Origin of the sequence: Pseudarthrobacter sp. H2 (genome assembly GCF_050157045.1) — a bacterium.
GTDB lineage: Bacteria > Actinomycetota > Actinomycetes > Actinomycetales > Micrococcaceae > Arthrobacter.
This window is the reverse complement of the sequence record NZ_CP189594.1, coordinates 806,017-820,041: the sequence shown is the minus strand read 5'-3', so window position 1 is coordinate 820,041 and position 14,025 is coordinate 806,017. Positions and strand designations below refer to the sequence as shown.

At 67.0% G+C, this 14,025-nt stretch carries 12 protein-coding genes; 5 read left to right on the top strand and 7 right to left on the bottom strand.

From position 1 onward, the window contains the following. Positions 1-397: 397 nt before the first annotated feature. From ACQCSZ_RS03880 to mnmA, 5 genes are all read right to left on the bottom strand, one after another. Complete coding sequence (locus ACQCSZ_RS03880; RefSeq protein WP_427006778.1) at positions 398-2,101, bottom strand: ABC transporter ATP-binding protein; 1,704 nt, start codon at positions 2,099-2,101, stop codon at positions 398-400. Next, positions 2,098-3,117: an ABC transporter permease gene (locus tag ACQCSZ_RS03875; protein WP_427006777.1), complete on the bottom strand. Its 1,020-nt coding sequence runs from the start codon at positions 3,115-3,117 to the stop codon at positions 2,098-2,100. The genes ACQCSZ_RS03880 and ACQCSZ_RS03875 overlap by 4 nt, the downstream gene beginning before the upstream one ends. A gap of 2 nt (positions 3,118-3,119) precedes the next feature. After that, a complete protein-coding gene (locus tag ACQCSZ_RS03870; protein WP_427006776.1) occupies positions 3,120-4,211 on the bottom strand; it encodes an ABC transporter permease in 1,092 nt (363 codons plus the stop codon). Between the two features lie 132 nt (positions 4,212-4,343). Beyond that, the gene (locus ACQCSZ_RS03865; RefSeq protein WP_427006775.1) at positions 4,344-5,972 is read right to left on the bottom strand and encodes an ABC transporter substrate-binding protein; all 1,629 of its coding nucleotides are present in this window, start codon (positions 5,970-5,972) and stop codon (positions 4,344-4,346) included. 217 nt (positions 5,973-6,189) lie between these two features. After that, entirely contained in the window at positions 6,190-7,302 is a 1,113-nt protein-coding gene (gene mnmA, locus ACQCSZ_RS03860) for a tRNA 2-thiouridine(34) synthase MnmA (protein WP_427006774.1), read from the bottom strand. A 265-nt stretch (positions 7,303-7,567) separates the two neighbouring features. Between mnmA and ACQCSZ_RS03855 the strand changes: the two genes are divergently transcribed. Then, positions 7,568-8,818 carry an NAD(P)/FAD-dependent oxidoreductase gene (locus ACQCSZ_RS03855; protein WP_427006773.1) on the top strand — a complete coding sequence of 417 codons (1,251 nt, stop codon included), beginning with the start codon at positions 7,568-7,570 and terminating at the stop codon, positions 8,816-8,818. 12 nt (positions 8,819-8,830) lie between these two features. Here ACQCSZ_RS03855 and ACQCSZ_RS03850 read toward each other — a convergent pair whose 3' ends face one another. After that, positions 8,831-10,060: a cysteine desulfurase family protein gene (locus ACQCSZ_RS03850; RefSeq protein WP_427006772.1), complete on the bottom strand. Its 1,230-nt coding sequence runs from the start codon at positions 10,058-10,060 to the stop codon at positions 8,831-8,833. A 49-nt stretch (positions 10,061-10,109) separates the two neighbouring features. Beyond that, the gene (locus ACQCSZ_RS03845) at positions 10,110-10,838 is read right to left on the bottom strand and encodes a helix-turn-helix transcriptional regulator (protein WP_427006771.1); all 729 of its coding nucleotides are present in this window, start codon (positions 10,836-10,838) and stop codon (positions 10,110-10,112) included. Between the two features lie 89 nt (positions 10,839-10,927). Between ACQCSZ_RS03845 and ACQCSZ_RS03840 the strand changes: the two genes are divergently transcribed. The 4 genes from ACQCSZ_RS03840 to sigK all read left to right on the top strand — a co-directional run bounded on the left by ACQCSZ_RS03840 (position 10,928) and on the right by sigK (position 14,025). After that, on the top strand, positions 10,928-11,338 hold the full coding sequence (locus ACQCSZ_RS03840) for a hypothetical protein (RefSeq protein WP_427006770.1): 411 nt from the start codon (positions 10,928-10,930) through the stop codon (positions 11,336-11,338). A 228-nt stretch (positions 11,339-11,566) separates the two neighbouring features. Next, entirely contained in the window at positions 11,567-12,550 is a 984-nt protein-coding gene (locus ACQCSZ_RS03835; protein WP_427006769.1) for a J domain-containing protein, read from the top strand. Between the two features lie 79 nt (positions 12,551-12,629). After that, on the top strand, positions 12,630-13,097 hold the full coding sequence (locus ACQCSZ_RS03830) for a tRNA (cytidine(34)-2'-O)-methyltransferase (RefSeq protein WP_427006768.1): 468 nt from the start codon (positions 12,630-12,632) through the stop codon (positions 13,095-13,097). A 322-nt stretch (positions 13,098-13,419) separates the two neighbouring features. After that, positions 13,420-14,025, top strand: a complete 606-nt coding sequence (gene sigK, locus ACQCSZ_RS03825) for an ECF RNA polymerase sigma factor SigK (RefSeq protein WP_427006767.1) — start codon at positions 13,420-13,422, stop codon at positions 14,023-14,025.

Sequence of the window (14,025 nt, the reverse complement as noted above, 5' to 3'; positions counted from 1 at the left end):
CTGGCCGCCGCGGCGGCACACTCCAGCCGCTCCAGCACAGCGAAGAATTCATCCTTCTCGGCCTGCGAGTACCGCCTGTAGGTGTTCTTCTGTGACGGCGTGGGCGGAGGACCCGATTTTCCCTTTAAAGAAGATTCTTGATTTGAAGACGGCAAGGTCGTTGCAACTCCCGAAAATCTGGGGTGTTGCAACGACCGCTAGAACTGAAGAACGCGGGGATTCCGCACGTCATGCCAGACGTAACTTCGGTCTAGGGGCACGGCGGCCAATCACTTCTGCTGTTAAGCGCCGTTGCAGCTCCCCCGCCGGGACTCCCGGGCGGGCATGCCCACCGTTCGATGCGAACGGTGGGCATGTCCTCCCGGAGGGCGCCAAGGCACCGCCGAGCGTCCCGCGGTCAGCCGTGGAGCACGGCGCGGAATTCCTCGCGGCGCCGGGCCTGCTCGTCAGGGTCCGGGACGGGCAAAGACGCGATGAGCTTGCGCGTGTAGTCGTGCTGCGGGTTGCCCATCACCTGGTTCCCGAGCCCCTGCTCCACCATCTTGCCCTTGTAGAGCACGCCCACCCAGTGGGAAAGCATGTCCACCACGGCAAGGTCATGGCTGATGAACAGCGCTGCGAATCCGAACTCCCGCTGGATCTCCTTGAACAGCTCCAGGACCACGGCCTGCACCGAAACATCCAGGGCCGACGTCGGCTCATCGGCGATGAGCAGCTTCGGGTTCAGGATGAGCGCCCGCGCCAGGGAGGCGCGCTGGCGCTGGCCGCCGGACAGCTCGTGCGGGAACCGGTCAGCGTACGACGCCGGCAGCTGCACCGACTCGAGAAACTCACCGACGCGCTTGCGCGCTTCGGCCGGGGTCGGGTTGGAGTGGATGATCAGCGGTTCGGCCACACAGTCACCGATGGTCAGCTGCGGGTTGAAGGATGCCGCCGGGTCCTGGAACACGAAGCCGATCTCCTTCCGGAGCGGCTTGAAGCTGCGCTCCTTGAAGTTCAGCATCTCGTAGCCCAGCACCTTCAGGCTGCCGCCGGTGGTGCGGTTCAGTCCGGCGATGGCGCGCCCGATGGTGGTTTTGCCGGAGCCAGACTCCCCCACAAGGCCGAAGACTTCGCCTTCGGACACGGTGAAGCTGACGCCGTCCACGGCCTTGAAGGCCGGGCTGCCCAGCCTTCCGGGGTACTCGATCGTCAGGTCCTTCGCCTCAATGAGCACCTTGCCGCCCTGGTGGGCGCGTTGCGTCATGCCTTCGGAGGCGGAGTTGCGGCCCAGGTGCGGCACGGCGGCGAGCAGCTTCTTGGTGTAGTCGTCCCTGGGCTGGGCGAACAGGACCCGTGCGGGAGCTTCCTCCACCACGTCGCCCTGATACATGACCACCACGCGGTCCGCGAGGTCGGCGACCACGCCCATGTTGTGGGTGATCAGCACGATGGACGTCCCGTACTTGTCCCGCAGGTCCCGGAGCAGGTCCAGGATCTCAGCCTGGACGGTGACGTCCAGGGCGGTGGTGGGCTCGTCGGCCACGATCAGTCCGGGGTTCAGGGCCAGGGCCGCGGCAATCACGACGCGCTGTTTCTGGCCGCCGGAGAACTGGTGCGGATAGTAGTTGACCCGGGTTTCGGGGTCCGGGATGCCCACCTTGCGGAGGGCCTCGATGGCCCTCGATTTGGCCTCCTTGCCGGAGATACGGTGGCCGGTGCCGGTGTCGGCATGGGCCCGGATGCCCTCGGCAATCTGCCAGCCGACGGTGAAGACCGGGTTTAGCGCGGTGGACGGTTCCTGGAACACCATGGCGACGTCGCGGCCGCGGATCTGCCGGAGCTTCGCCGCGCTGACGCTGACGACATTGTTGCCGTTGATCAGGACGGCCCCGGAGCTGAGGGCCGTCTCGGGCAGGAGCCCCAGGATGGTCTTGGCCGTGACGGTCTTGCCCGAGCCCGATTCACCCACGATCGCCACCACCTCGCCCGGGTTGACCTCGAGGCTGACGTCCTTGACGGCGTACACGTCCCCGGCGTCGGTGGCGAAGGTGACTTTGAGGTGGTCGATGTCCAGGACGGGGCCGGAGCCGGAGCCCGGCCGGTCGAGGTTGATGGTCATAGCGTTCTCGCTTCTGCTTCAAGGGCGGCCTGCGCGCCGGCGGTGGAGTCCGGGCCTCCGGCGGGCGTCTTGCCGCCAGCCCGTTTGCGGCCCCTGAGCCGTGGGTCGTTGAGGTCGTTAATGCTTTCGCCGACCAGGGTCAGCCCGAGCACGGTCAGGACGATGGCCGTACCGGGGAAGACACCCGTCCACCAGATCCCCGAGGAGGCATCAGCCATGGCCTTGTTGAGGTCGAAGCCCCACTCGGCGGCGGAGGACGGTTCGATGCCGAACCCCAGGAAGCCCAGTCCCGCAAGGGTCAGGATTGCCTCGGAGGCATTCAGCGTGAAAATCAGCGGCAGCGTGCGGGTTGCGTTCTTGAAGATGTGGCGTCCCATGATGCGGGCGCTGGAAGCCCCCACCACCTTGGCGGATTCGACGAAGGGCTCGGCCTTGAGCCGGATGGTCTCGGCCCGGATCACGCGGAAGTACTGCGGGACAAACACCACGGAAATGGCGAACGCGCAGGCAAGGATGCCGCCCCAGAAACTTGACTGGCCGCGGTTGATCACGATCGACATCACGATGGCCAGCAGCAGCGACGGGAAAGCGTAGATGGCGTCGGCGATGACCACCAGTATCCGGTCCAGCCAACCCCCGAAGTAGCCGCTGACCAAGCCCAGCGCGACGCCCAGGAAGATCGACATGGCCACCGCGACGATGATCACGACCATTGCAGTCTGGGATCCCCAGATGACGCGGGAGAATACGTCGTAGCCACCCACCGTGGTGCCCAGGATATGGCGTCCGCCCGGTGCCTGCTGGGCGGGGAAGGTGCCGGACGCGTCACTGAGCTGCGCGTAGCCGTAGGGCGCGATGACCGGCGCCAGCACCGTCGTCAGCAGGAACAGCACGGTCAGCACAAGGCCGGTGACGAGCATCCCGCGCTGCAGCCCGACGCTCTTCCTGAAATGCGAGATCACCGGAAGCCGGTAAACCAAGGGCTGTTTGCGCCCGCTTACTGTGGTTGTGTTCATGGCTAGTACCTCACCCGGGGGTCGATCAGGGCCGCGACGACGTCGACGACAAAGTTGGTGACGGCGACGATGACCGCCAGCAGCACCACGATGCCCTGGACGGCGACGAAGTCGCGGGCATTCAGGTACTGGACCAATTGATAGCCGAGCCCCTTCCACTCGAAGGTGGTCTCGGTGAGGACGGCGCCGCCGAGCAGGAGGGCAATCTGCAGCCCCATCACCGTGATGATCGGGATGAGCGCCGGCTTGTAGGCGTGCTTGGTCACGAGCCGGAATTCACTCACGCCGCGGGACCGGCCGGCCTCGACGTAGTCCTTGCCGAGCGTTCCGATTACGTTGGTGCGGACCAGACGGAGGAAGACACCGGCCGTCAGCAGCCCGAGGGCCAGTGCCGGGAGGACTGCGTGGGCCATCACATCGCTGAACGCCGCCATGTTGCCGCTGCGCAACGCGTCCAGCCAATAGATCCGGGTGGGCGCTGCCAGGCTTCCCATGGCCAGTTCGGTCCTCGTTGAAGCCCGGCCTGCGACAGGGAGCCAGCCGAGCCAGACCGAGAAGGTCAGCTTCAGCAGGAGGCCCGCGAAGAACACGGGAGTGGCGTAGCAAAGAATGGCGAAGAAGCGCAGGACGGCGTCCGGTGCCTTGTCACGCCGGTGGGCTGCGAGCAGGCCCAGCGGAATGCCCACCAGCAACGCCACGATCACGGCGTTGATGGCCAGTTCGAGGGTTGCCGTGCCGAACGTCGCCAGCATTTCAACAACGGGCCGGCGGTCGGTGATCGTCGTTCCGAAGTTGCCGGTCGCCACCTGGCCCAGGTATTCGAAGTACTGCACCATGATCGGGCGGTCGTACCCGGCGTCGTGAATGCGCTGGGCCAGGACATCAGGGGGAAGCCTGCCGCCCTGGGCCGCAGTGATGGGGTCTCCGATGACCCGCATCAGGAAGAAGACCATGGTCACCAGGATGAACATGGTCGGGAGGATCAGGATCAACCGGACCAGGATGTAGGTCCCCAGCCCCCCGCCCGATGATTTTTTCTTCGACGGGAGGAGCCCGTCGGCGTCGCTTGGCGGCGCCTCTATCAGTGTTGTCATTGGTACCTAAGATTGTGCTTTCGCGGCCATGGGCCGGCCCCGTGAACTGCGGATGCTGCGATGACCGGCAAAAGCGGGGCGCCTCGAGGGCGCCCCGCCTCCCAGGCTGGTCAGAACCGCAGCGATGCAGCCTTACTTGGAAACGGTTCCCAACCGGAACTTGAAGGAAGGGTCGAGGGTCGAATCGACACCTTTGACCCCTGTGCCGGAAATGGCAACCTGCGCGCCCTGGAGCAACGGAAGCGTCGAGATGTCCTTGGCCAGGGCATTCTGTGCATCCTTGATGGTGGACTCGCGCGCGCCCTTGTCCACGGTGGTGGTCTGCTTCTGGATCAGCTCCGTGACCTGGGGGTTGGTGTAATGGTTCTTCAGGAAACTGTTTTCCAGGAAGAACGGCGTGAGGTAGTTGTCGGCGTCGCTGAAGTCCGGGTACCAGCCGAACTGGTACACGGGATATTCATCGGCCCGGCTGGCCTTGCTGTACGTGACCCATTCCGTTGACTGCAGGTTGACCTTGAACAGGCCGGACTTTTCCAGCTGGTCCTTGATCATGGCGTATTCGTCGCCTGAGGACTTGCCGTAGTGGTCCGGGTTGTACTGGAGGTTCAGTGTTACCGGGGTGGTCACGCCGGCATCGGCGAGGACCTTCTTGGCCTTGTCCAGGCTGGGCTTGCCGGCGTCGCCGTAGGCGTCCTTGAAGGATTGGTCGGCGCCGAGGAAGCCGCTGGGGACGTTGGAGTACAGGGGAAGGTAGGTGCCCTTGTACACCTGGTCCGCGATCGCCTGGCGGTCCACGAGGTTGGCTACGCCCTGACGGACGGCGAGCGCCTTGGCCGGATCTGCCTCCGGAGTCTTGGCGCCGAACGGCATCGTGTCAAAGTTGAACGTGATGTAGCGGATTTCGCCGCCGGGACCGACATTGACCTTGACCTTGGAATCCTTCTTCAGGTCGTCGATGTCGGTGGCGCTCAGGGTCCGGTTGGCGACGTCGATATTGCCCTGCTGGATGTCCAGCTTCAAGTTGGTCGCGTCCGCGTAGTACTTGATCGTGGCGGCATCGTTGGCCGGCTTGCCCAGGAGGCCCTTGTAGTCGGCGTAGGCCTTGAAGCTGATCAGCTCGTTCTTCTTGTACGTGTCGATCGTGTACTGGCCGTCGAAGGCCTTCGCCTTGATGATGGAGTCGTCGTCGAGCACTTTGTCGGCCGGGAAGACTTCGTCGTCGACGATCGGCGCGGCGGGGCTGCTGAGGATCTGGCCAAAGGTCTGATCATTGGCCAGCTTGAGTGTGAACACCACAGTGTTGGCATCCGGAGTGGTGATGCTGTTCACATTGGACAGCAAACTTGCGGGGCCGGCGGGATCGTTGATCTTGGTCTGCCGGTCAAAGGAGAACTTGACGTCCTTGGAGTCCAGCGTGTGCCCGTTGGCCCAGGTGAGCCCGGGCTTGAGCTTGACCGTGTACTCGGTCGGCGTCGTGAAGGAGGCCGACTCTGCCAGATCGGGCACGGGATCTGCGGTGCCCGGCTTCGAGTTGAGCAGGAAGGAGTAGATCTGGTTCATCACCATGAACGAACCGTTGTCGTACGAGCCCGCTGGGTCCAGGGCCGTGACCTTATCCGTGGTGCCGTAGGCGATCGGGCCGGTGGTCGCGGCCGATGACCCGCCTCCGCCACCGGACGGGCCCGTGCAGGCAGTCAGTGCGAGGGCGGAAACGCCCGCAAGCGCGATCGCGCCCTGCAAGGCCTTCTTGTTCATTGCCATCTGTGAACTTTCTGTTCGATGGGAACTGGCGCGGCCGAGGAAGGATAATTCCGCGGGCAGCACCGTGCTGATTCCTTGATTCAACCAGAAGCTGGCGTGGTGAATCGTTGCATCGTGTGAGACGAGACACAAAATTTATCCGGATCGAAGAAACTCGGCGTTTTCGGCCTGTTTGCCTGAGGATCTTCGGAGGGCCCGTCCGCTCGCCGGCCCGCGCCTACAGTGCGGCTCGCTGCAGCGAGCGTGCGGCGTCAATGGTTGCCTGTCCCAGCACGCGGGTTCCCTGGTAGAGGACCACCGTCTGGCCCGGGGCAACCCCGCGCAGCGGCTCGGTCAGGGTCACCACGAGGTTCCCCTGCTCCATTTGTGCTCGTGCCGGGACGGGATCCCCGTGCGCGCGGACCTGGGCGTAGCAGTCGAACTCCTCGCCGGTGTGCACCTCGGCGATCGGCAGCCCCGCCCAGGAGACCTTGATGCCGCGGATCTCGTCGATGGCCAGCAGGGCCTCGGGCCCCACGACGACCTTGTTTTCCTTGGGCCGGATTTCCAGCACGAACCGCGGCTTGCCGTCCGCGGCGGGGGTTCCCAGCTTCAGGCCGCGGCGCTGGCCGACGGTGAAGGCGTTGGCGCCGGGATGCTCTCCAACCTTCGCGCCGGACTCATCCACGATGTCGCCCGTGGTCATGTCGATCTTCTCGGCCAGCCAGCCGGCGGTATCGCCGTCGGGAATGAAGCAGATGTCGTGGCTGTCCGGCTTGTTGGCCACGGACAGGCCGCGGCGCTCGGCTTCGGCGCGGACCTCGGCCTTGGACGGAGTGTCCGCCAGCGGGAACATGGAGTGCTTGAGCTGCTCGTGGGTGAGGACGCCGAGCACATAGCTCTGGTCCTTGGCCCAGTCGGCGGCGCGGTGCAGTTCGGGATTGCCCCCGGCGTCGTTGATCACCTTGGCGTAATGGCCGGTGCAGACGGCGTCGAACCCGAGCGCGATGGCCTTCTCCAGCAGGGCGGCGAACTTGATGCGTTCGTTGCAGCGCATGCAGGGGTTGGGCGTGCGTCCGGCGGCGTATTCGTCGATGAAATCCTGGACGACGTCTTCCTTGAAGCGCTCGGAGAAATCCCAGACGTAGTACGGGATGCCGAGCACGTCGCAGGCCCGCCACGCGTCGCGGGAATCCTCGATCGTGCAGCAGCCGCGGCTGCCGGTGCGCAGGGTGCCGGGCATCCGGGACAGCGCCAGGTGGACTCCGACGACGTCGTGTCCCGCCTCGACGGCGCGGGCGGCGGCGACGGCGGAATCAACCCCGCCGCTCATGGCTGCAAGAACTCGCATACTGGCTTTCTGTAGGTGTCCGGGGGCGCCGGCATCGGCGGCCGCCTGGTGGACAGCGGGGAAACAACTGCTGGCGGCTAACACAATGACTGCGGGTCCATTCTATCGCCACGCCGAATCATGGCCCAAAGACCCTTGACTACGCCGCATCCCCCTTCTAACGTCAAACACACTGCTTTTAGAATTCTTCGGCGGCGACCATGTCGCCGGCGGGGACTGGGACCAATGCATCCTGGCAGCGCCAGGCCGCAGGAATCGAGCGCAGGTGGCTGTAGAGGACATCGTGATTGTGGGCGGCGGACTGGCCGGTGCCACCGCCGCGAAGACACTCCGCGCGGAGGGCTTCACCGGCCGGGTTGTCCTGGTGTCCGCCGAAGCGCACCATCCGTACCTGCGGCCGCCGTTGTCGAAGGAGTACCTGCTCGGCAAGGCCGCCGAGGAGGCCCTGCCCGTGGTGCCGGCGCAGTGGTACGGGGAGAACGACGTCGAGCTCCGGCTGGGCGTTTCGGTCACCGGGATCGATCCGGCCGCCCGCACCGTGGGCCTGGGCGACGGCGGCCGGCTGGAGTACGGCTCGCTGCTGCTCGCCACCGGGTCAAGCCCGCGTTCCATTCCCTTGCCGGGAGGCGGGCTGGAGGGCGTCACGACTTTCCGGACCGTGGATGACAGCCGCCGCCTGCGCGCCAGCCTCGCCGAGGGCGGCCGGAACGTGGTGATGATCGGCTCGGGCTGGATCGGAATGGAACTGGCAGCCGCCGCCAGCACCTACGGCAACACCGTCACCCTGCTGGGGCACGAGGAGGTGCCGCTGGGGGCCGCGATCGGCCCCGAACTGGGCGGATTCTTCCGCTCGCTGCACGAGACCCAGGGCGTGCGCTTCCGGCTTCCGGCTTCGGCCGCGGAGATCACGGGGCAGTCCGGGCGCGTGACCGGCGTCGTCACCGACTCCGGCGAGGTCCTCCCGGCGGATCTGGTGGTCATTGCCGTGGGCGTGGCCCCTGGGGTCTCCCTCGCTGCGGCCGCGGGCATCGGGCTGCGGAACGGTATCCTCACCGACGCCTCGCTGCGGACGGACGCGCCCGGTGTCTACGCAGCCGGCGACGTCGCCAACGCCCTGCATCCCTTCACCGGGGAACACCACCGCAGCGAACACTGGTCCAATGCCCTGAACGGCGGAAAGGTCGCGGCCGAAGCCATGCTGGGCCAGGACGCCGTCCTGGACACGGTCCCGTATTTCTACACGGACCAGTTCGACGTCAGCATGGAGTATTCAGGATTCCCGACGCTCATCACCGGCCAGCCGGCCATCCGCGGCTCGCTCGAGGCACACGAATTCATCGCGTTCTGGCAGCGCGAGGGCCGGGTGGTCGCGGGAATGAGCGTCAACTGGCCACGGTCCAGCCGGCCGGGAGCGCAGAAGACCATCAAGGCCCTGATTTCGGCGCGGACTCCGGTGAGCGCTGAGGCCCTGACGGATCCTGCGGTGCCGCTGGCCGAACTCCTGCCGGCCCCGTAGCCTGCCGTATGTTCAGCCGCGGCCGGACGCCTGGCGGGCCACGGTCCCCGCGGTCTGGATGGTCGACTCGTGCCCTGCCATGCCGGCTTGGCGGGCGCGCGCCCAGGCCCCCGGCAGGGCCGCCAGCAGGGCGTCGACGTCGGCCTCGGTGGAGGAATGCCCCAGCGTGAACCGCTGGGCGCCCCTGGCCGTCTCCTCGTCCAGCCCCATGGCCAGGAGCACATGGGAGGGCCGCGGAACCCCCGCCGTGCAGGCCGATCCGGTGGACGACTCCACTCCTGCCAGATCCAGCAGGAAGAGCAGCGAATCGCCTTCGCAGCCGGGGAAGGTGAAGTGCGCGTTGCCGGGCAGCCGTCCGGCCGCCGGGGCACCGCGCAGCACCGCCCCGGGAACGGCCCCGCGGACGCCGTCGATCAGCCGGTCCCGCAGGCCTGCGATCCGGGAGGCTTCCTCGGGGAGCCTCGCGGTGGCGGCCTCGGCTGCCGCGGCGAAAGCCGCGATCGAGGGGGTGTCCAGGGTTCCGGACCGGACATCGCGCTCCTGTCCCCCGCCATGCTGCACCGGGGTCAGCTTCACCGCGCGTCCCAGGATCAGGGCGCCCACGCCCACGGGGCCGCCGATCTTGTGCCCGGAGACGGACATGGCGTCCAGGCCGGTGCCGCGGAAGTCCACGGGAACGGAGCCGAAGGCCTGGACGGCATCGGAGTGTACCGGAACTCCGGCACGGTGGGCCAGCCCGACAATCTCGGCGATCGGCTGGATGGTGCCGACTTCGTTGTTGGCCCACATCACGGTGACCAGGGCAATCGATTCGGGGTCGCGGGACAGTTCGGATTCCAGCACGGCCAGGTCCAGCACGCCGTTGGCGTCCACGGGCAGCCAGCGGACGTCGGCGCCTTCATGCCGTTCGAGCCACTCCACGGTATCCAGCACGGCGTGGTGCTCGACGGCGGAACACAGGATGCGCGTCCGCTTGGGGTCCTCGGCGTGCCGGGACCAGTAGAGGCCCTTGACCGCGAGGTTGTCCGCTTCGGTGCCGCCGGAGGTGAAGATCACTTCCGAGGGGTGGGCGCCTGCGGACGCCGCGAGCGCTTCCCTCGCGTCTTCCACGGCCCGCCGGGCACGGCGGCCCGAGGCGTGCAGCGAGGAGGGGTTCCCGGTCCGGGACAACTCGCGGGTCAGCGCGGCCAGCGCCTCCGGGGCGAGGGAAGTGGTGGCGGCATGATCGAGGTAGGCGGGCACAGGCCAATTCTACCCGCGGCCCGGATGCGGCACTGGTGGCGGGCATGGCTCAAAGTGGCTTGATCCGCGCGCAACACTGTCCCCGTTGCGCCGCTCCGCCCGCCCTCAGGTCCTCCAGGTCGAGCGCCTCGATCCGGTCCGGCGGCATTCCGCAGCCGGCGGCGGCGCCATTCAGGAAGGCTCCATTCATGGCGCACACGACCCCGGCATGGCCTGCGGCAAGGCGGTGGAAGGGGCAGTTCAGCAGCACCAGGCCGCCCGCGCCGTCGCTCTCCGGCCGGTACCCCTCAGCCACGAGGAGCCCGGCGAAGTTTTCCGCAGCCGCCCGGGCGGCCTCGCCTGCCGCGTGGCCTGCCGTCTCGCCTGCAGCCTCGCCCCGGGCATAGGCACTCCGGAGCAGCGCCTCGCGGGCCGGAACGCCGTCGGCGACCGACGCTTCGATGGCGGCGAGCAGCAGCTCGGCGGCAAGATCGTAATTCCGGTCCGGGACCGAGGCGGCCACCTCCTGGACTGCGGCCCGGTAGAGCTTGGCCGGACGTCCGGAACCGGGGCCTTCCCTGCCCCCGAGCTTCCGGAACTCCACGGCCAGCAGCCCGTCCTGCACCAGCCGGTCCAGGTGGAATGACGCGGTGCTCCTGGCCAGCCCGAGGGCGCCCGCGGCATGGTCTCGGCCGACGGCGTCCTCCGCCGCCGCGACGAAGTCGAAAAGCTTCCGGCGGGTCTCATCGCCCAGGGAAGCGAGGGCCGCAATCCTGCGGATCCACGGAACGCGGTTCATAAAACCAGCCTAACTCTAAAAACAAGATCCATTGCTTAATCTGATGCTTCATTCTAAAATCAATTTATCTACTTTTAGAAGGAGTTGCCATGAAGTCTTCCTCAGCCCTCGCGACACGACCCTCCATGCTCGCGGCTGCACCGGAGCGGCAGGCCTTCCTGCTGCTCCGGACGGTGTTCACCGTGGCGCCGATCATCTTCGGCCTGGACAAATTCACCAACCTGTTGACCGACTGGACCATGTATCTCGCACCCGTCGCCACGTCCGTGGTCCCGCTGCCGGCCCAGACCATCATGTACATCGTCGGCGTGGTTGAGATCATCGCCGGCCTGGCCGTGGCGTTCAGGCCACGCTTCGGATCGTTGCTGGTGGCAGTCTGGCTGCTGGGCATCATCATCAACCTCATCGTCCTGGGCAACTTCTACGACGTGGCCCTTCGCGACTTCGGCCTGCTGGTGGGTGCCCTGGCGCTGAACAGGCTGTCGCCCAAGGGCCGCTGAAAGAGGGCCCCCGGCCGGTCACCAGCCATTTGCCGAAGAAGGCCGCTATCCCGATCCGGATAGCGGCCTTCTTCGGCAAATGGCCCCGGGAAACCGGTTCCGCCCAGGGGAACGGGGGCAACCGGCAGGAACCAACGGGGCGCATACGGACGTTAGTCCTCCAGCCGGTTAAACTGGCCAGGCCGGCTGTCCAGGACGGGCCGGCAGCCTCAACAGAAGGATTCTCGCTTGACCCAGGGCAACAGCTCGCACTACCAGGTCCTCCGGATCCCCGTGACGGCGACGGACAAGGAGATCAAGGTGGCCTACCGCAGGGCTGCACGCTTGTCGCATCCGGATCACGGCGGCGATCCCGCAGCCTTCCGGCGCGTGACCCTGGCTTATGAGACCCTGATCGATGCAAAGCGGCGCGCCGACTACGACCGGTCCTACGGCGGCGGACCCCGCGGCGCCTATTCCGCCGCCGGCGACGAAGGGGCCCACTTTGACGCCCCGGCGGCGGGCAGCCACGCTTCCGCCAACGTGCGCCGCCCCAACACGCCGCGGAACACCGCGGCGGATGCCCCGGTCTACGTTCCGCCGTTCGAGCAGTTCGCCCAAGGCGGCGAAGTGCCGCTGATCCCGGAGGACGTGGCGCGGCAACAGGTCCATGGCCTGCCCCGCAAGCGCGGAATCTTCGGCGCCGAGGCGAGGATCCAGCGGGAAATGCGGACGGTCCAGCTCATCAGCCGGCAGATCCTTCCCGCCATCCCGGCCGCGCGCCTTATCAACGGCCTGCAGTCACCGGCGGACAACAGCCACATCGACCACGCGTTGCTCGCCGGCTACCGGATGGCGATCATCGGATCCATGCTGCTGCCTCCCGGCGCCTACGCCTGGAACGGCAGCGCGCTGACCCACGGCGGACGGTCCATCGCCCCGCCGCAGCTGGCCGGTGTGGTGCGCAGGATGCAGGACATCTTCCCGGAGCTGAATGTCACCGGCTGGACTGTGGTCCACAGCACGGACGGCAACCTCCACCAGCCGGTCATCGACCGGCACCGCCGGTCGTCCGCAGGGCAAGACAACCACCGCGGCGACAGCCAGGACACCATCCAGGTGGTCAACGCCGCCGGCCTGGCCCGCGGGCTCAAGCAGTTCCTGGGCTCCGGCCCCGCACCGAACACCGTCAACGTTTCCGTGCTCGCCCGGCTGCTGCGCGGCATGCACTAGCGAGGGCAGGCGCTCGCAGCGGCAGGCGTGCGCAGCGAAGGTGGCAGGACCGGGGACGGCCGATCGCTAGGATGGAAGCGTGTTCCGCATCCTCTTTCATACTCCCGAAATCCCAGGCAATACCGGCAATGCCATCCGGCTGGCCGCCATCACGGGCGCCGAGCTGCATCTGGTGGAGCCCCTGGGCTTTGATTTTTCCGACGCCAAGCTTCGGCGGGCCGGGCTGGACTACCACGACCTCGCCGTCGTGACCGTCCACCCGGACATCGACGCCGCCTGGGCGGCACTGCGGCCGGAGCGGGTCTTCGCGTTCACCTCCGATGGCGAAGCCTCCTATACGGAGATCAGCTACCGTCCCGGTGACGTGCTGCTCTTTGGCCGGGAGTCCGTGGGGCTGCCGGAGGAGCTCAAACACGACCCGCATGTGACCTCCCGCGTTCGCCTGCCGATGCTGCCGGCCCTCCGCTCCTTGAACCTTGCGAACGCGGCGTCCATTGCCGTCTACGAGGCGTGGCGGCAGAACGGGTTCGCCGGCGCGAAACTCTGAAACCCGGCCCTACACAACGTCGCTACACCACAGCCCGGACACGGCCCGGGCGGCATCTCCGGAACACGGCCCGGGAGTCTTCCGGCTCTGCGGGCCCATCCGATTGCCGTGCCGTGCCGAATCACCTCTGAAGACCCACCAAATCATGGGCGGGACGGCAGGCCGGATCACGGGCAGCCCCAGCGGGGAAGGGAGCGAGGAGCGGCAGGTGACCACAATGCAGATGGACAGACGCCCGGGCCGGCCGGTTGCGGGGGGCTACACCCCGGGCGGCGCTCATCCTGGCCCGGAATCGGCGGCAGGCACCTTATGCTTGAAGGTGATGGACACTCCCAACGCCCCGAACCCCGAGGCCGCCGCTCCCCTTGGCACCGCAACCGACGTGAACCGCCGGCTCGTGACGCTGCTTGAACGGATTGCCCAGGGTGACCAGTCGGCCTTTGCGGAGTTCTATGGGCTCACCTCCCGGCGCGTTTTCGGCATGGCCCGCAGGGTCCTGATCGACGCGGAGCTCAGCGAGGACACGACGCAGGAGGTGTTCCTCCAGGTCTGGCAGAACGCGTCCAAGTTCAACCCCGAGGCGGGCAGCCCGCTCGCGTGGCTCATGACCATCTCGCACCGCCGCGCCGTGGACAAGGTGCGCTCCTCCCAGTCCTCCACCGACCGGGAAGCGAAATATGGCGCCAGCAGCCAGGAGATCGACCACGATTCGGTCTCCGACGAGGTCGGCAGCCGGCTGGAGGCCGAGGCCGTCGTGCGCTGCCTGGCGACGCTGACCGCCACGCAACAGGAATCCGTGCGGCTGGCCTACTACGGCGGCCTCACGTACCGGGAAGTCGCAGAGAAGCTCAATGCTGCCGTTCCCACCATCAAGTCCCGCATCCGCGACGGACTGATCCGGCTGAAGACCTGTCTGGGGGTGAGTTGA